Source organism: Shewanella sp. HN-41 (genome assembly GCF_000217915.1).
In the GTDB taxonomy this organism is placed as follows: domain Bacteria; phylum Pseudomonadota; class Gammaproteobacteria; order Enterobacterales; family Shewanellaceae; genus Shewanella.
Genome location: NZ_AFOZ01000020.1, coordinates 12,338 through 31,147 on the forward strand (window position 1 = coordinate 12,338; position 18,810 = coordinate 31,147).

An 18,810-nucleotide genomic window follows, 5' to 3' on the forward strand; every position below is an offset into this window, starting at 1 on the left:
CGCGGCGACATAAGCCATCTTTGTTAAGGTGGCTTTGTTGTAGTGTCTGGCTCAGTTTGTTTATCTTCAACGGTAGATGTTTTCACGTCGCTATTTGTTAAAGCGTTAGCCTATTGTTATCGTTGCTATTATCGATGATAGCGCCGATTTGTCGCGAGCGAGTGAAAGTATCGGTGTTTTTTCGTTTATGGTCTCTTTAGCATGACAATATTGAATATTATTTTTCCGCTGCTGTTTATGGTGAGCTTAGGTTATGGGCTGACTCGGTTTGGATTTTTTAATCGGGAGCAGATAGGCGGCGTGAGTAAATTTACTTTTTATGTCAGTATTCCGGCATTCTTATTTTTAAATATGTTGGCCGCACCATTAAAACAAAGCCTTGATGTGAGCGTGTTACTGAGTTTTTATCTGCCAGTGTTAGTGCTATTTACGCTATCCTATCGCGTAAACCGTCATCTGGGTCCGCCAGCACAGCGGGGGAGACAAGCCAGTAGTGTGTTCGCGCTAGGCTGCAGTTATTCCAATACAGTGTTAGTGGGTTTACCAGTGATTATCGCGGCGCTCGGTCAAGCTATGATTGGGCAAGTGTTCATGATTATTACCTTTCACAGCGCCTTATTGTTTGCCTTGACCTTTTTTTAGCGGCCAGAGGCGATGATAAGGTTTTTTCGTGGCATCAATTTGGCCGTTCTATGTTACTTAATCCAGTGGTGATGAGTATTTCGCTCGGACTTATCGCTAACGCTGCGAGTCTGCAATTATGGCCCCAAATTGATGCGGGACTGAATTTACTAGCAAAGCCAGCACTCGCCAGCGCGTTGTTTGTACTGGGTGCGAATTTGAGTTTTTACCGAATAGGTGATGATTGGCGCCTTGCGTTACTGGCGAGTGCGTTAAAAATTCTGCTGTTACCTTTGTTGGTTTACGCAATGGGACAGCTTGTATTTAGTTTGCCGTCTCATACGTTGGCCATGGTGGTGCTACTTAGCGCGTCACCGTTAGGGGTCAATGCGTACTTGATTGCCACTGAGTTGCAACAACATGAGTCTACACTGGCCAGTACTGTGGTGTTATCGACAGTATTATCGGTTTTTAGTTTTAGTCTGTGGTTAACTTTGTTATTGTGATAAGCCATTTTTTGAGGGATGTTCTTTTAACTCAAACCGTTGCTATTGCACTAATGGTGAAATGAAAGGCTCAATTTTCATCCATATTGTAAGACATGTGACTAGGTAGCTAGCCGATATTTGATAGATATTCTGCAAGTGCAGTATGTAAAGTGTTATCTTTTAGGGACGAATTTATGTTAATACCAAAAGTTATCGCTGAAACTGAGCGGTTGCTCATCCGCCCATTTCAAGTTGAAGACGCCGAAGCGTTATTTCTGCTCAATAGCATACCGGAGATTTTAACCTATATTCCGGGTGAGCCCTTTACGGATGTGGCGCAAGCACAAGCCATGCTGGTCAATGTTATTTTTGAAGATTACGAGCGTCGTGGTTTTGGTCGTTGGGCGGTTGAACATAAGCAAGATGGTAAAGTTATCGGTTTTTGTGGGCCTAAATATATTACTGAATATAATGAGGTCGAATTAGGCTATCGGTATTTGCCTGAGTATTGGGGCAAAGGCATAGGTGTCGAAGCGGCAACGGCGGCGCTAACAGCATTTCCAACCTTTGGCATCAAAGAGGCGATTGCACTCATCCTTGAGGGGAATCTCGGTTCTGAAGCCGTGGCGAAAAAAGTCGGTATGCAGTTGCGTGAGCCGAATGTGTTTATGGGTCATAAAGTGAATGTGTACCATAAAGTGTTTTGATGGCATTGCCCGATAAGCGTTTTGCGTAATGGCGGTAAGTTGTAGTGAGGCGCGAGTAGACATTGTTCAGACATTAAAAAACCAGCATTAGCTGGTTTTTTATTGGGTAAAAATGTGTATTTACATTAGCCGGCAAGACTGCGGCTAAGCATCGTTATGCTCACAGGTATCATTGGTGCAATGACCGTACAAGTATAAGCTGTGGTTAGTGAGCTTAATATTGTGTTTCATGGCGATTTCGTCTTGGCGACGTTCGATAACTTCATCCGAAAACTCAATCACTTTGCCGCAAGATAGGCAAACTAAATGATCATGGTGATGCTGGCTCGATAACTCGAATACGGCTTTACCGCTCTCAAAATGGTGGCGAGTTACAATACCGGCATCATCAAACTGGTTTAATACACGGTAAACTGTCGCTAGGCCAATTTCTTCCCCCAAATCGAGCAGTTTTTTATATAAGTCTTCTGCACTGATATGTTGGTTTTCAGGTCCTTGCATCAGTTCTAGGATCTTGACTCGTGGCAGGGTGATTTTCAAACCGGCTTTTTTGAGCGCTTGATTTCCATCTGTCATTGCTAATCTCTTGATTGCAGAACCAATAGGTTCATCCGTGGATAGTGTTAGCCATTATAGGGGCACAAATTGAAAACTTAAACCTTTGTTCTAGCTTTCTGCGCCTATATGCGGATAAATTGTGTCACTTAACGCGAAATTGCAAGAATTTGCGGCAATTCAAGCATAGTTTTTGTATGGTTATACCAAGGAACAATGTTCACGGCCGCAAAAGTCCGTGACAATAGGCATCATAATTAAAACTAAAGGAATCGGTATGTACCAGCATATTGTGGTGTTAACTGGCGCAGGGATCTCCGCCGAGTCGGGATTACGTACCTTTCGCGATCAAGATGGTCTGTGGGAAGAACATCATATTGAAGATGTCGCTACACCCGAAGGTTATGAGCGGGACGTAGACTTAGTTGAGCGATTTTATAATAGCCGCTGGGAGCAATTACACTGTGGCAATGTGATGCCTAATGCTGCGCATTTGGCGTTAGCTAGGTTGGAAGCAGAGTTTCCTGGGCAATTATTAATCGTCACTCAAAATATTGACAATTTGCACGAACGGGCGGGATCTCGGCGTCTATTGCATATGCATGGGGAGTTATCTAAGGGGCGTTGCCCCCGTTCCCGTCAAACATTTATCCTGCGTGAGCCTTTTGGCCCGAATAACTGTTGTACCTGTTGTATTCCGGCGCAAAGGCTGCGTCCCCATGTGGTGTGGTTTGGTGAAATGCCCTTAGGAATGGATAGAATTCACGAGGCGCTCGATCACTGCGATCTATTTATTGCCATTGGCACCTCTGGCACCGTTTATCCTGCGGCAGGTTTTGTCGATTCGGTCAATCACCACGGCGCACAGACTGTCGAAGTTAATTTACTCGTCCCCGATAGACACAGCCAATTTCAATACCATTTGACTGGCAGGGCGGGAGAAGTCGTGCCTAAATTGGTTGATGCCATCTTAGCCGGACATGTTATTGGCAGTGATTTGGCGGCTTTATGAGTCAAAGACTCGCCATTATAATGCGGGGGTTACCTGGAAGCGGAAAATCCCATTGGATCGAGGAGTATATTGGTGGCTTGCCTTTGGATGTGGGGTTCCGCCTTCGAAGGCAGGGGATTTTTTCCACGGATCGTTTCTTTTACCAAGGAGGTGAATATCAATTCGATGCGAAAAAACTGTCCGAATATCATCAACGAAATCTGACTGCATTTATTCAAGCACTGGCCTCAGAAGAACCCATAGTCATTTGCGACAATACTAACCTTTGCCATTGGGAGTATATGGCCTATGAGACTGCAGCCAAAGCGCTCGGCTATCAAGTGCGTATCGTGCTTGTGGGCGACCCTTTAGACCCAGAACATCAAAAACTGTGTGCAAAGCGCAATCGGCATCAAGTGCCTTTCAGCCAAATACAACGTATGGCAAAACAGTTTGAGGCTTTTTAGGTTTTCCTTTGTTTGTCATCTTGTGGCGTTATCTTCTATTTGAAGGTCAAGATCTAAGCTAAATACGTCAAGTATGAGTTGCATAAGCTTGATCTTAATGACAGTTTCCCGTTGATTTGTCGATTATAATATGGCGAGTTGGTTCCTCTGGAGTGTATCTTGTTAACAAAACTGCTGCTCACGCTCGCCGTGATCATTATGGCGATTTTGCTGCTCGCTAAGCGTAAGCCTGGCGCGACTCCAGTGTCATTGCCAAATACGCCTGTGTCACCGAGTCTATGGCGCCGCTACGGCATGAGTGGGGCATTTTTGCTGCTGGGACTTTGTCTTTTAAGCTACAGTGTGTGGTACTGGCGCGATCAGCATAAAGTGGTGACAGTGACGATTGTGTCACCATCTGGAGGAAGTTCCGGTGTTTATCATGCCCGTAAAGGTGAAATCTCAGAAGGTAAGATGGTCACAGTTGAGGGCATGCATATTCGTTTTTCTAATGCGGAGCGGCTGGAGATCCTCGAAGACTAAGGCAGATTTATTTTACGAATTCATCTCTCTCGCCTTTTCATTGCCAAGTTATGCGTTAAACTAGCGACAATTTTTTAGCCTGCACTTAAGTGGACTTTTTAGCTTAAGTTTTTTTCAGGAGGACAAATGATTACTGCTTATGTCTACGAAAACCGTCGCCTCACTGTGACCGAAATCAATATTCAAGACAGTATTCCGACGTCGACCATTTGGTTAGATCTCTATAAGCCTGATGATGCAGAGCGAGAATGGTTAAGTCATTTTTCCGTTGAGGAAGTGCCTGACGAAGAAGATATCAACGAGATTGAGGCTTCGGCGCGTTTCTATCAAAACAGCGATGGTCTGCATATCAATTCCTTATTCCCCCAGCGCGTCGGTCAAGATGTGCGTGGCGTCAACGTCTCCTTTAACCTCCGGACTAATTTTTTACTGACCATAAGGGAAGAAGATGTCGGGCTCATCCGTTTGCTGCGTAACTATTTGCGCTTGGGACGGCTTGAAGTGTCGACGCCGCAGGAGTTGTTTCTCGAACTTTTTAACCTGAAAGTGGATTATCTTTCTGACTTAATTGAAGATGTTTATACAGTGCTCGAAAATGTCGGCGAACAAGTCTTCGATAATGATGAATTGGACGATGTGTTTAAGCTGATCACCCTACAAGAAGACTCTAACGGTAAGATCCGTTTGAGTTTGCTCGATACCCAACGTTCACTGCGTTATATGCAGCGTTATTACCGTGGACAGCTTTCCGATGAGCACCTGAAAGATCTGCGGGAAATGTTGTCGGATATCGAATCCTTAATGCCCCACAGCCAGTTTATTTTCGATAAGTTGAACTTCCTACTCGATGCGGCCATGGGTTTTAGCGGTCTACAACAGAATAAAATCATTAAAATTTTCTCGGTTGCGGCCGTGGTGTTTCTACCGCCGACGCTCATCGCCAGCAGTTACGGCATGAACTTTGGCAGTATGCCTGAACTGGAGTGGCAATACGGTTATCCAATGGCGATCTTGATGATGTTAGCGAGTGCGGCGGGGACCTACTTTTTCTTTAAGCGTAAGCATTGGTTGTAATATCGTTTGCTGCTGGATAAAACAAAAAGCCGGATGTTTATCCGGCTTTTTGTTGAGTTGTGCATTATTTACGGCTATCGCCACCAAAATAATAACTGACTCGTTCACGGGGATTGAGGTACTCGTGCACTTTTTCGGGCAATGCTGCTGGTGGAAGACAGCGTACAATACTGATGCCTTCGATTTCTAGGTCAACGATAGGAGCTTGGTCTTTTGGGACCAACGCATCATAGACCAGAATTTTAGGACAGAGTAACTTTTGTAAATTGACCGACATCACCATGGCGTATTGACCACTCGACAACTCCACTACACTCCCTGGAGGATAAATACCCAACATCTTGATCATCTTGCCAATATAATCTTGATTTAACTTGGTTTTATACTGTTTGTACAGATGCCCTAAGGCGGCATAGGGCATACGTGCTTTGCCCTGATTATTCGGGTAACAGAGTGAATCATATTCGTTGACTACGGCTAACAGTTGAGAAATTTTATCGAGTTCGGCTTCCTTTAATCCCTTCGGATAACCACTACCATCGAGGAACTCATGGTGATTGGTGATTGCGGGTAATGCCGCCTGTGGGAAATTATCGGCAAGCTTGAGTAACTCAATCCCAAGTAGCGGATGTTGCTTGATAAAATTCAGCTCAGGTGTTGTCCAAGGAGTAGATTTTTTCAGAATTTGTGGTGGAACTTTTAACTTGCCTACATCATGGAACAATGCGCTTAAGCCTATCGCTTCTATCTCACTACGTTCCCATTCCATTTCTTTGGCAATGAGCATGGAGAGAATAGCGACGTTTAACGAGTGGTAATAAATACTCTCATCCTGCTTGGCATTGCTCATTAAGTGCAGTACTAGGTTATCTGATGTCAACAACTGCTCGACCATACTGTGGACTAAGAGCTTAGCATCGTCCACTGCATTTAAGGGACGATTGCACAGCTTTGAGATAAGGCTGCGCATCATAGCCACAGACCGGGTAAAGTTTTGCTCGGTTTTGTGGATATCGCGGCGCAACTTTTTTTGCACTTCAATTTGTTCAGCCTTGTATTGATCCATGTCATTTTTAAGCACATTGATTTCAGGGCTTGGGGGCAGTTTAATGGGATTAACGGCTTCGCTATTCAGCGGGGCCACTTCACTGCGCTCAAGATCGACAATGACATGCTCAATACCTAAGCTTTTGATTAACTCGATTTGTGCAGCTTGTTTTATGTGAAAACTACTAAATAAAAAGGGATGATCCTTCCAAGCCACTGGCAAACGTACAAAGTTGCCGACCTGTAATTGGTGAACTGAGACTTTACAGCTTTTTTTCATATTTTTGTTATCGTGAAGGCAATCGCGTTATTTTATATCAATGATGCAGCTTTACAATTACTTAACTTACATGTCAGCATAGTCAGAGTAGCAAAGCCACACCATTGAGGATGTATGGACTTTATTGAAGTATACCCTAATGCGTTGCCAGATGACCTGTGTAACCGTCTCATTTTAGCATTTGATCAACACGCTGGTGTTGTCGATGGACAAACAGGCAATGGTGTCGATCCTGAAAAAAAAGTCAGTCGGGATTTAACATTAGATAATTTTGCCGATTTACAGCCCCTAAAGAATGAGCTGTTAGGTTATACCCTAAAAGGTACTGTAGATTATTTCACCAAATATGCGATGGCGTTAATGGGGGCGGTATCGGTATCTGTCAGTGATGAACAAGGGCAAGCCGTTACTTTAACACCGAATAATTTTGAGCGTCTTGGTCAGCCCAGAGCCGAAGCCTTAGTAAAGTATTTATACCGCAGTGGCAGTATCAATATTCAAAAATATCAGCGTAATAAAGGCGGCTACCCCCATTGGCATTCGGAGCAGTTTCCGCAAAACGGTCATAATGAGGCTCTGCACCGTGTTGTGCTTTACATGTTTTATTTGAACGATGTGGAAGAGGGCGGCGAAACTGAGTTTTATTATCAGCAGCGCAAAATTTCACCAAAGAAAGGCACTATGGTGATTGCCCCTGCCGGGTTTACCCATTCCCACCGTGGCAACATGCCAAAAAGTAATGATAAATACATTGCGACTTCTTGGGTGATGTTTAACCGCGCAGAGCAATTATACGCGGTATACGCCTAACAGAGTGGAATGCTGCTTAGACGGGAATTTTTATTCTAAAACGTGCCCCTTCTAAGGGGCTTTCTTCAATGCTCAGACTACCACCGTAACTGTTGACGATTTCATCACATACCGCTAAACCAATGCCTTGACCTGGGGATTGAGTGTCGGCACGAACACCTCGCTGAATGATCTTTTGCCGTAGGCTTTCTTCGACACCCGGTCCATCATCCTCAACGATTAATTCAAATTCCCCCTGTTCATTAAATCTGGCACTTACTTGTACCTGACTGATGCAGAGGCGAAAGGCATTTTCCATTAGGTTGCCGCACAGTTCCATCAGGTCGCCTTTATTACCCGGAAACAATAAACTGGCGGGTATTTGGGCACTAAATTGCACTTTCTTGTCGCGGTAAATTTTAAATAACATTTGAGCTAATTGATCCACCAACGGCGCAATGACGGTTTGTTCCTGCTTTAGTCCTTGTCGACCTAACATGGCGCGTTTGAGCTGATACTTAACTAATTGATCCATTTGGCTTATCTGCTCCATAATTTTCTCATTGGCAGATTGCTTATTCAAGCTGGTATCGTCGGTGATAGCATGGACTGCGGCAAGACGTGTTTTAAGGCTATGGGCGAGGTCATTCATGGCATTTTGATAGCGTTGCTGCTGAGCACTCGATTGTTGCAACATCTGGTTGAGCGCCTGTGTTACACCTTCGAGTTCCACGGGATAACCTTCAGAGAGCGACTTACTCTTGCCCTGATTAATCGATTGCAGCTCATTTTGCATCCGAACCAGTGGGCGCATCCCCCAATAAGCCGCACTGACCAACAGTATCAATGCGAGTGCGAGTACCATGGCTAAACGAATATAGGTGCGTTTACTGAATTTACTGTATTCCTGTTCGAGTTTGGCGGCATCTTTCATCACTAGCAGGTTGTAATGTACCCCCGCGATTTCTACCGCGAGTAAGTAGACAAAGTAGCCCCTGTCGTCGGCCAAGGTTAAGTAATAGGGGGGAGAATCGTTGCGTATTTCATTAAAACGTTCGCAGGTATCAAATAAACCGCGGTCAACGGCGAGGGAGGATGTCCAGACCTGCTTGAATTTTTCATCACAGCTCGCAATCACATAACGTTCTTGTTTGTTATTCTCCTCTAGCCATGCGCTGGTATCGGGGATCAGATCGTGTTCCCGTAATTCAGCGGCGACTTGGGGGATTTCAGCGATCAGTTGGGCGGTTTCTTCATTGTAACTATTTTGCGCATGCAGAATGTTGACCATCCACGCGAGACCGAAACCCACTAAGGTGATAATCGATAGTGAGGTGAGAAACATCCGAGTGAGCAGGCGTTTCTTAAATTTTAATTTTAGTTGCATGGCAGATTGAATTTATATCCTTGGCCACGAATGGTGACTATAGGGTTATCTATCCCATCACGGATGAGTTTTTTGCGAAGACGACTGACCATGACTTCGATGGTATTAGGATCGCCTTCCTTATCACCATAAATGACATCGAGTAGCCTTTGTTTGGCGACGACTTCGTGGCAATGGCGCATTAGGTACTCGAGAATTAAGTACTCGAAGGCGGTGACTTCCATTATTTCTTCACCAAGGGTCACTTGTTTAGCGGCGAGATCGAGCTTGAGCTCACCACTCGTAATAACAGGTTTAACAAATCCTGCACTACGGCGGACTAAAGCATCGAGCCTGGCGACGAGCTCTTCTTTTTGAAAAGGTTTCACTAAGTAGTCATCGGCGCCCGCATTCAGGCCTTCTACTTTATCTTGCCAATTTACACGGGCGGTTAAGATGAGTATGGGAGCTTTAAGTCCCTCTTCACGAAGCTGTTGGATAAGGCTTATGCCGTCTTGATCTGGCAGGCCTAGATCCACAATGGCGACATCGATAGGATAATTTGTCGCTTGATAAAATCCTTCTTTAGCAGTGAGGGCGACTTGTACTTGATTACCTAAATCACTTAATTGTACTTTCAGATGGTGGGATAAAATAAGATCATCTTCAACAACCAAAATTCTCATAGTGTTCATGCCTCTAAGTCGATTAGGCCCAGTTTACGCAAATTATCCGTGAGGACCAAATATTGTCTTATCATATTCTAGATGAACTTAACCTTTGCTGACCAAGCTTATCCAGTGATTAAAATAAAAACTAATTTCTTGTCTTAAAAGGCATTTGACGATTTTACATCTTAGCGAATAGGTGATGTGCGCCAGCGGGAGTGGTGCATTCTTAAGCGTAATATCCCGTTCCCACACAATATGGAACCTAAGGTAAATAGCATGACGCTCCCCATTATGGCAGCCAATCTTATCCAAGGTGTTTCATGGGCAATGCGCATTTGAATGGTTTCTATAGTGGTAACGCCCCAAACAGCAAATATACAGACAAATAGTACAACTTGTAGTAGCCGCATAACGAGGCGGTGTTTGATCAAGATACAGAGGGGCGCTAAGGCGAAGATGCCAGTCAGATACACTTGGTCATAACGCAAAAAGTGGGCGCTCAATAACCAATATGCTGCGATTATCCATATTGTTCTCCACCACATAGTCTCTCCTCATCTTTGGAACTGTATAGCGTGCTAATGTAGCGAAAAATAAAGTTACATTCTATTGGCATGTTCACAGATTTAAATATCACCCATAAAAACGCCCAGCAAAGGCCGGGCGTTTATAGACTTAACTCATTGTATTAGCCTTTATTATCCATTTGATGCACTTGCTCATCAAAGCTTCTGGCTACTTTCCCTGCTTGAGTATTGTTGAACACGGCTTCGTTAAATTCACCTTCGGATTTAGCTATTACGACGGTTGCAACGCAATCCCCTGTGACATTCACGGCGGTGCGCACCATATCGAGTAAACGGTCAACACCAATGATCAAAGCAATGCCCTCAACGGGTAAACCCACTTGATTCAGAACCATAGCAAGCATAATCAAACCAACACCAGGGACGCCAGCCGTGCCAATAGATGCCAGTGTTGCCGTAACAACTACGGCGGCATAGTCGGTCATGGTGAGTTCTATGCCAAAGACCTGTGCGATAAATACCGTGGCGACCCCCTGCATAATGGCGGTGCCATCCATGTTGATGGTTGCGCCTAAGGGAAGGGTGAAGGAAGCAATTTTATTATCGACACCCAATCTATGCTCCGAAGCCTCGATGGTAATAGGTAGGGTGGCGTTGGAACTAGCAGTAGAAAAGGCAAATAGCTGCACATCACGCATTTTACGGATAAAAATCAGTGGGTTTAAGCCTGAAAGTAGTTTGAGTAAGGTGGGATAAACAATAAATGCGTGGATCAGCAATACAACCAGTACGACAAAAAAGTATTTAACCACACTGCCGAAGGTTTCTAAGCCTAAGGTCAATGCCAGTTTTCCCATCAAGGCAAACACACCATAGGGTGCTAGCTGCATGATAAGGGTCACCACGCGCATAATGACTTCATTCAAATCGTCAAACAACACGGCAATACGCTTTCCGCGCTCACCAATATGGGCGATAGCAAAACCAAAAATCACTGCAAAGATAATGATTTGTAGCATGTTGCCTTCGCTCATGGCCTGCATTGGATTGGTTGGTACTATATTAATTAAAACATCCGCGAGACCTGGGGCATCCTTAGCCACGTAGTGCATTTTCTCTGTGGCTAGTGAGGCGTTGCCGGGATGAACTATGACCGCTGCGATGATCGCAAGTACTAACGCAATCGCCGTGGTGCATAAATAAAAAGCCAATGTCTTGCCACCTAGGCGGCCTAATTTTGATGGTTCACTGAGGGAGCATGTCCCACAGACCAGTGAAATAAAGACCAAAGGTACGACTAACATTTTTAAGCTTGAGATGAAGATGGTACCAATAACATGTAAAAAGCCATTGGTAATATAGTCTTTAACAAAAGTGCTTTCGGGGAAAAAATTGCGGAGCAAAAGTCCAAATATAATGCCTGCTACCATACCGAGCAGGATTTTACTTGTAAGGCCGAGTTTATTATTTAACGAGGTTGCCATGGGGATTCCTGTGTGTTTTTTATACATTCTAATTTTGGCGCCAACAAGCCTAGCAAGAAAATGCGCAAGTTGAAATGAGGACTAATAGTAAACTAAGTGCAAAATATGCGAAATAAAATAAGAGAGTTATGGAAAAGTTACGTGAAAATTGTGTAATGTTAGCCTATAAGTTATAAGCGTCAATCTTAGTATTATCACCAGAGTAACAGGGAGCCTGACAATGAAGTCAGCGTATAAGGTTTTTCTTGCAGGAATATGTTCACTTTTCTTAGTCGCGTGTGGTGGTGGAGGCAGTATCTCCGATGATGGCTCAGGAACGACACCATCGGATAAGTATGTTGTTAAATTGGAATTAGTTAATTCTGATGGACAGGCCATAACTGAAGTTTCAAATGCTATTCCTGGAAAATTGAAGGCCACTTTAACTAAGAATGCTAGCGTTCTGGCTGGTGCTCGAATTGTTTTTAGTCTAGAGGGACAAGGAGCTTTGACCCCAGATAGTGGTGTCACTAATGCAAATGGTAACGTGTCTATTGATGTCTTGCCAGGAAACAAACTAGGCTCAGGTAAAATCACTGCAACTTACACGCCCGGAAGTGGAAGCTCTGTTACTGCAAATGTTGCTTTCAATACTAAAGGTGATGGTGGGGCGTCAACTGGAGGTGCGCAAGTATCTCTGATCATGGTAAGTGACCTTGAGTCAAAAACACCAATATCAACAATAACATCACTTTCACCTGGTTATCTTGTTGCGAATGTCACAGGCATTTCCAAACAGACGATTGTTCAATTTACAAGCACTCGTGGTGAATTGCCAATTGATACAGCGGTTACTGAGCAAGGTGTTGCTTATGTCCAGATTTTAGCGGGTACTCAGCCAGGCGCGGGTAGTGCTACAGCCACTTTGTTAACGGGTGAGCAATCGGAACCTTTAGTTTTTAGTATTGGTGCAACTAATGTGTTTATGGGGAGTGGTTCTCCATTTCAAAATGGTATTGCAGCTGTTGAGCCTTCAGTTGTTTCTGCTGGTGGTACTTCAAGTGTCTCTGTATCTATTCAGGATGATTTGGGTAATCCATTTGCCGATCCTGTTGAGGTTCAATTTACCTCTGTTTGCTCCTCAAAGACGAGTGCTGAAGCTGAATTAAGTACACCTGTAGTCGCTGTGAATGGTGTTGCAACCAGTACCTATTTAGCGAAGGGGTGCGTGGGTGACGATGCCATTAATGTAAGCGCCAATGTTGGTGGTAAATCTCTTACCGCTAAAGCGACTTTAAATGTTTTACCAGCAAGTGTCGGTAGTATCTTTTTCCTTGAAGCCTTACCTGAAGTAATTAGACTTAAGGGAACTGGTGGGGTTGAGTCCTCAACGGTAAAGTTTAAAGTAATGGATAAAAACGGCATTCCTGTCAGTAATCAACGTGTGAATTTTTCACTAAATACTGAAGTAGGGAATATCATTCTTGATCCAGAATTTGCAACAACGAATGGTCAAGGAATTGTTCAAACTGTAGTCAATTCTGGTACTGTCTCCACAAGTGTTAGAGTAACTGCAACCGTCGATGGCAGTTCGCCAGCCATTTCTAGTCAGTCAAATCAATTAGTAATTTCAACTGGTTTGCCAGATCAAGACAGTTTTTCTTTATCCGCATCAAACCTAACCCCTGAGGGGTGGGATTATGATGGTATTGAAGTCGATGTTACTGCACGCTTAGCAGATGCATTTAACAACCCGGTACCCGATGGTACTGCAGTTTCCTTTACGACGGAGGGCGGTGTGATAGAGCCTTCATGTGTAACGGTTAGTGGTGCTTGTTCGGTCAAATGGACAAGTCAAAATCCCCGCCCTACAGGCGATACGTTAGCAATGCAAGGTAAAGAACCTTCATTAGGCGCTGGATTAGGCCAACCTTATGGCGGGCGAGTGACGATTTTGGCAACTGCCATTGGTGAAGAATCTTTCCCTGACACCAATAGTAATGGTCGTTTTGATGCGTCTGAAGTTGCTGACTTTCTAAATAAAAATGATGTATCGGGGAATCCGTATGATTTGAGTGAAGCTTTTGTCGATCACAATGAAGACCGTATTTTTAACCCTAGTGTTGCGGGGGGGGAAGCGGGTGGTGATGCCGAAGTGTTCACTGATTTTAATAATAATAGTGTATATGACCAAGCCGATGATTTATACAACGGTAGTTTGTGTCAGTTGGACGCAAATAATGAGCCGCATTCGGGTTGTTCAAGGAATAGTAAGTCATTAAATGTAAGAGCCTCATTGGTACTTGTTATGTCAGGTAGTGATGCTATGGCGTCAGTTCCTATCATAATTGACAGTTGTATAGATGATAAATCTAAAGTGGATACATGTGATGGTTTTAATGATAATGCGACTATAGATATTATCGGGAAAAGTGTTGGTGGTATATCAATCATCATCGGTGATTTGCACAATCAGCCATTACCAACGGGGACTGTAATTACATTTACACCATCGGCGGGAAGTTTAGCCAGCAAAGGTAGTTTTACAGTAGCTTCTTCCAATGATAATGCATCTAAACAATATTCTGTGGCTATTAAAGGAGCAGACGAACCGGATGCAGGAACACTAACAATTGAAGCTGTTACACCTAAGGGAATTATTACTCCAATAGCAACTATCCCGCTGGTGATTCATTAACAATATACTGTAACCTCAACGGATGTTATTTGATGTGTAAAAAGGGGAGCTATCAAACTCCCCTTTTATTTTTATACTCATACTAGCAAGATGTACATTGAGGTTAAGGTAAACCTACCATGGTTAAGTTGTCAGCTTTGATGGGTATATGCAGGGGCAAATTTGGAAATAATAATCTATCTCTGGAACTGATAAACACTGCCTAATTTCATGATTTGCGTTAGCTCATCTAAGGCGGTACGAGATTCAATAATTAGCTGTGGATCTGCGAGGTCCTGGGTTGATAATCTGTCGCGGTAGTGTTTGTCTACCCAAGTATTTAAGCGGCTAAATAAGGCATCATTCATTAAGGTGTGTTGATTCACTGCCGCGACTTCTCGTTCGTTCATGGCGACCCGTAAACGCAAACAGGCAGGGCCGCCACCGTTTTGCATACTTTGTTTTACATCGAAATAGCGCACTTGCTTAATGGGTGTGTTTAGCGTCAGCAATTCATTTAAATAGGCAAATACCGCTGGGTTTTCTTGACAATCTGTGGGGGCAATAATCGCCATTTCCCCCGAGGGTAGCGTGATAATTTGAGTATTAAATAAATAGCTTTTGACGGCGTCATTAATGGCCACTTTTGCCGTTGGAACCTCGATAAAATACAGTTCTGTATTGAGCTTACGTTTAATTTCATCGATTTTCTGCTGGGTATTTAAGAATGCTTGTTCATGGTAGAACAGGACATTTTGATTACCTACGGCGATAACGTCATTGTGAAATACGCCTTGGTCAATCACATCGGGGTTTTGTTGGATAAAAACACAATTATCCTCTTCAAGTTGATGTAGACGTGCTACTGCCATGGACGCTTCTAGGGTTTGCCTTGCGGGGTATTTTTGTGGTTTAGGCGCGTTGGGATTGGTGGCTTCCTGTCCATAAACGAACAGTTCTACACCAGCATGCCCGTATTCGTTGCAGAGTCGAGTGTGGTTTGCTGCACCTTCGTCACCGAAGCTATTATGTTCAGGTAAATGATTATGATGATGAAAATAGTGGGGATCATTGAAAGTTGCTGTTAAGATGCGCCCCGTTGTGATGGGCTCGAGACTGCGGTGCAACTTATCGACCAGATTGGCTGGGGTAAAATGCAGTTTGCCGTCACGGGTATCTGCACTTGGCGATACGGTCGCAGCATTGGCCGTCCACATACTGGATGCACTGCAACAGGCATTTAGCAGCGCTGGAGCCTCTCTCGCGGCTTGTTGTAATACTTGAGCATCGTTGCCTGAAAAACCAATTCGGCGCAGTGTATAGATGTCTGGGCGTTCTTGAGGCGCTAACATGCCTTGAACTATCCCTAAATCGGCCAGAGCTTTAGCTTTTTGTAGACCTTGTTTTGCAGCAGCCTTAGGGTTAGATACCAGTGCGGCGTTGCTGAGTGAGGCCACATTGCCAAAAGACAATCCCGCATAATTGTGGGTTGGGCCAACGAGTCCGTCAAAATTCGCTTCAAAGTGCTTCATTGCTTATCCTTGTGATAGGGAAGGTTATTATTTGTTCATATGTTCCCTGAGGGGACCCAGTATACTGAAGCTATTCGTGTGCACAAGCGGACGGTTTTGTGCTCAACGCGACTTTTTCGCAATAAATGCATAACTATTTCTTGCTTGCTGGCAAATAATGAAATATTAGTTTTTAATTACGCAATATTATTTTTTTACATTTTTTCAACTTTGGTTAAAAAGTGACTCGCTGGTACATATAAAAGAGGGATTAGCTTGAAAGAATCAGTACAACCCTCTATATATGGAGCCAATTTCCACCTTCTTGAGATTTTTTGGCGCAAATCAAACTATGGGTAAATCGCTAGTTATTGTCGAATCGCCGGCCAAAGCTAAGACTATTAATAAATATCTTGGCAAAGAGTTCATCGTTAAATCGAGCGTGGGTCATATCCGTGATCTACCTACATCTTCCACCTCTGAAGGCAATGAAAAGGTTAAATCCGCTGCCGAAGTGAAGAAGATGACGCCTGAAGAAAAAGCGCGATATAAAAAGGTGAAAGATCAGCAAGCGCTGGTGTCTCGCATGGGCGTTAACCCTGAAAAGGGCTGGGCGGCTAAATATCAAATCCTGCCGGGTAAAGAAAAGGTCGTAAAGGAGCTTCAGGCGTTAGCCGATTCCGCTGACCAAATTTATCTCGCAACCGACTTAGACCGTGAGGGAGAAGCCATCGCCTGGCATTTGCAGGAGGTGATTGGTGGTGATCCTTCACGGTATCAACGTGTGGTGTTTAACGAGATCACTAAGTCAGCGATTCAGGATGCCTTTAGTAAACCGTCGACGCTCGACACTAACATGGTCAATGCCCAGCAGGCGCGCCGTTTCTTAGACAGAGTGGTCGGGTTTATGGTGTCGCCACTGTTGTGGAAAAAGGTTGCCCGTGGTTTGTCCGCAGGACGAGTGCAATCGGTTGCTGTACGTTTAGTGGTTGAACGTGAAAGCGAAATCAAAGCCTTTGTGCCAGAAGAGTTTTGGGATGTGCATGCTTTACTCAATACCCCCGCGAGCGATGCGCTGCGGATGGAAGTGGTTAAGTATTTAGACTCAGCATTTGAGCCGACGAACGAACAGCAAGCGTTAGCCGCGGTTCAAGCCTTATCTTCAGCTAGCTTTAAAGTGATTGCCCGCGAAGATAAAGCGACTCAAAGTAAACCTTCAGCCCCCTTTATCACCTCGACGTTGCAACAGGCTGCAAGTACACGCTTAGGTTTTGGGGTGAAGAAAACCATGATGATGGCGCAGCGTTTATATGAAGCGGGTCATATCACTTATATGCGTACTGACTCGACTAATTTAAGCCAAGAAGCCTTGGACAATGTGCGTGAGATGATCAGTAAGGAATACGGTGCTAAGTATTTACCTTCTGAGCCTATCCGTTACGGTTCTAAGGAAGGCGCACAGGAAGCGCACGAAGCCATTAGGCCCTCTAACGTAAAAGTTGAAGCCTCGGCATTAACCGACATGGAACGTGATGCTCAGCGGCTTTACGAGCTGATTTGGCGTCAGTTTGTTTCTTGCCAGATGACTCCCGCGCAATATGATGCAACCAGATTAACCGTAAAAGCGGGTGATTATGAGTTAAAAGCCTCGGGCAGAACCCTGCGTTTTGACGGTTGGACACGGGTGCAAACAGCACTTAAGAAGAAAAATGAAGAGGACAATACACTGCCGTTTGTAAACGAAGGTGATGTGCTTTCATTAAATGAATTACAACCTAAACAGCACTTTACAAAGCCTCCAGCGCGTTACAGTGAAGCGTCATTGGTGAAAGAGTTAGAAAAGCGTGGCATTGGTCGTCCATCCACCTATGCGACCATTATTTCGACGATCCAGGACCGTGGTTATGTCAAAGTGGAAAACCGTCGTTTCTACGCTGAGAAAATGGGTGAAATCGTTAGCGAACGTTTAGTCAATAGTTTTGCCGATTTAATGAATTATGATTTTACCGCCAGCATGGAGCAAACCTTAGATGATGTCGCTCGCGGTGAGCTGGATTGGAAAAAAGTGCTCGATGGTTTCTACGCGGACTTTACTAAGCAATTAGAGAAAGCGGAGCTTGATCCCGAAGAAGGCGGTATGCGTCTAAACCAAATGGTGATGACCAATATCAAATGCCCAACCTGTGGCCGTCCCATGGGGATCCGTACCGGGACGACAGGTGTGTTCCTCGGCTGTTCTGGCTATGAGTTACCCCCAAAAGAGCGCTGTAAAACTACGATGAACTTAACGCCTGGCGTTGAGGCTATCAGTGAAAACAGTGAAGATGCGGAAACGGATGCACTGCGAGCCAAACATCGTTGCGGTATCTGTGGCACTGCCATGGATAGTTATCTTATTGACGAAAAACGTAAGCTGCACGTCTGCGGTAATAACCCCCTGTGTGAAGGTTACGAAGTCGAAGAGGGCCAATTCAAGATTAAAGGCTATGAAGGTCCACTGATTGAGTGCGACCGCTGTGGCCATGATATGGAACTGAAGAACGGCCGCTTTGGTAAATACTTCGGTTGTACTAACGAAGAATGTAAAAACACGCGTAAGCTGTTGAAAAATGGCGAGGCTGCGCCACCAAAAGAAGACCCAATCTACTTGCCTGAGCTTAAGTGCAGCAAGTCAGATGCGCATTTTGTACTACGTGATGGCGCAGCGGGTATCTTCCTCGCAGCGAGCACCTTCCCTAAATCTCGGGAAACTAGGGCGCCTCTGGTTGAAGAATTAGTCAAGTACCGTGAGTTACTCTGGCCTAAGTATCAATATTTAGCCGATGCACCAGTGACAGACGATGAAGGCAATAAGACAGCCGTCAAATTTAGCCGCAAGACTAAAGAGCAATATGTGGCTACTGAGGTTGATGGTAAGGCGACAGGCTGGTCTGCGCATTATATCAATGGTAAGTGGGTTACTGAGTCGACAGCTAAAAAGGCAAAGAAGGCCTAGTGATATAACGTGGGATAAACGTTCTTCACAGTGATTAATATGTATCAAAAAAGCACACA

15 protein-coding genes and 1 pseudogene are annotated in these 18,810 nt (G+C 44.4%); 9 read left to right on the forward strand and 7 right to left on the reverse strand.

Annotated elements, in window-relative coordinates; genetic code table 11:
• The first annotated feature begins 201 nt into the window (after positions 1–201).
• A pseudogene (locus SOHN41_RS07875) lies at positions 202–1,127 on the forward strand (AEC family transporter).
• Positions 1,128–1,303: 176 nt separating this feature from the next.
• Complete coding sequence (locus SOHN41_RS07880) at positions 1,304–1,816, forward strand: GNAT family N-acetyltransferase (RefSeq protein WP_007647526.1); 513 nt, start codon at positions 1,304–1,306, stop codon at positions 1,814–1,816.
• Between the two features lie 144 nt (positions 1,817–1,960).
• On the opposite strand, the gene fur is transcribed toward SOHN41_RS07880, so the two are convergent.
• The gene (fur, locus tag SOHN41_RS07885) at positions 1,961–2,392 is read right to left on the reverse strand and encodes a ferric iron uptake transcriptional regulator (protein ID WP_007647527.1); all 432 of its coding nucleotides are present in this window, start codon (positions 2,390–2,392) and stop codon (positions 1,961–1,963) included.
• A 256-nt stretch (positions 2,393–2,648) separates the two neighbouring features.
• Here fur and cobB point away from each other — a divergent pair, with 256 nt between their 5' ends.
• From cobB to corA, 4 genes are all read left to right on the forward strand, one after another.
• Positions 2,649–3,383, forward strand: coding sequence for a Sir2 family NAD+-dependent deacetylase (gene cobB, locus SOHN41_RS07890; RefSeq protein ID WP_007647528.1), 735 nt, complete (start codon positions 2,649–2,651; stop codon positions 3,381–3,383).
• Entirely contained in the window at positions 3,380–3,829 is a 450-nt protein-coding gene (locus SOHN41_RS07895; RefSeq protein ID WP_007647531.1) for an ATP-binding protein, read from the forward strand. Before cobB ends, SOHN41_RS07895 begins: the two co-directional genes overlap by 4 nt.
• Positions 3,830–3,988: 159 nt before the next feature.
• Complete coding sequence (locus tag SOHN41_RS07900; RefSeq protein WP_007647533.1) at positions 3,989–4,351, forward strand: hypothetical protein; 363 nt, start codon at positions 3,989–3,991, stop codon at positions 4,349–4,351.
• Between the two features lie 126 nt (positions 4,352–4,477).
• The gene (gene corA, locus SOHN41_RS07905) at positions 4,478–5,425 is read left to right on the forward strand and encodes a magnesium/cobalt transporter CorA (protein WP_007647535.1); all 948 of its coding nucleotides are present in this window, start codon (positions 4,478–4,480) and stop codon (positions 5,423–5,425) included.
• Positions 5,426–5,489: 64 nt separating this feature from the next.
• Here the strand turns inward: corA and SOHN41_RS07910 are convergent, their stop codons facing one another.
• A complete protein-coding gene (locus SOHN41_RS07910; RefSeq protein WP_007647537.1) occupies positions 5,490–6,752 on the reverse strand; it encodes an HD-GYP domain-containing protein in 1,263 nt (420 codons plus the stop codon).
• A 114-nt stretch (positions 6,753–6,866) separates the two neighbouring features.
• On the opposite strand from SOHN41_RS07910, the gene SOHN41_RS07915 reads away from it, so the two are divergent.
• Complete coding sequence (locus SOHN41_RS07915) at positions 6,867–7,562, forward strand: 2OG-Fe(II) oxygenase (RefSeq protein ID WP_007647538.1); 696 nt, start codon at positions 6,867–6,869, stop codon at positions 7,560–7,562.
• A gap of 16 nt (positions 7,563–7,578) precedes the next feature.
• Here the strand turns inward: SOHN41_RS07915 and SOHN41_RS07920 are convergent, their stop codons facing one another.
• The 4 genes from SOHN41_RS07920 to SOHN41_RS07935 all read right to left on the reverse strand — a co-directional run bounded on the left by SOHN41_RS07920 (position 7,579) and on the right by SOHN41_RS07935 (position 11,589).
• Positions 7,579–8,928, reverse strand: a complete 1,350-nt coding sequence (locus SOHN41_RS07920; protein ID WP_007647539.1) for a sensor histidine kinase — start codon at positions 8,926–8,928, stop codon at positions 7,579–7,581.
• Entirely contained in the window at positions 8,919–9,593 is a 675-nt protein-coding gene (locus SOHN41_RS07925) for a response regulator (protein WP_007647540.1), read from the reverse strand. The genes SOHN41_RS07920 and SOHN41_RS07925 overlap by 10 nt, the downstream gene beginning before the upstream one ends.
• 170 nt (positions 9,594–9,763) lie before the next feature.
• Positions 9,764–10,123, reverse strand: a complete 360-nt coding sequence (locus SOHN41_RS07930; RefSeq protein WP_007647541.1) for a hypothetical protein — start codon at positions 10,121–10,123, stop codon at positions 9,764–9,766.
• A gap of 143 nt (positions 10,124–10,266) precedes the next feature.
• Positions 10,267–11,589 (reverse strand): dicarboxylate/amino acid:cation symporter, encoded by a 1,323-nt coding sequence (locus SOHN41_RS07935; RefSeq protein ID WP_007647542.1) that lies wholly within the window; start codon positions 11,587–11,589, stop codon positions 10,267–10,269.
• 220 nt (positions 11,590–11,809) lie between these two features.
• Here SOHN41_RS07935 and SOHN41_RS07940 point away from each other — a divergent pair, with 220 nt between their 5' ends.
• Positions 11,810–14,266: an invasin domain 3-containing protein gene (locus tag SOHN41_RS07940; RefSeq protein WP_007647544.1), complete on the forward strand. Its 2,457-nt coding sequence runs from the start codon at positions 11,810–11,812 to the stop codon at positions 14,264–14,266.
• 176 nt (positions 14,267–14,442) lie between these two features.
• On the opposite strand, the gene astB is transcribed toward SOHN41_RS07940, so the two are convergent.
• Positions 14,443–15,777, reverse strand: coding sequence for an N-succinylarginine dihydrolase (gene astB / locus SOHN41_RS07945; RefSeq protein WP_007647545.1), 1,335 nt, complete (start codon positions 15,775–15,777; stop codon positions 14,443–14,445).
• 331 nt (positions 15,778–16,108) lie between these two features.
• Between astB and topA the strand changes: the two genes are divergently transcribed.
• Entirely contained in the window at positions 16,109–18,751 is a 2,643-nt protein-coding gene (topA, locus tag SOHN41_RS07950; RefSeq protein WP_007647546.1) for a type I DNA topoisomerase, read from the forward strand.
• The last annotated feature ends 59 nt before the right edge of the window (positions 18,752–18,810 follow it).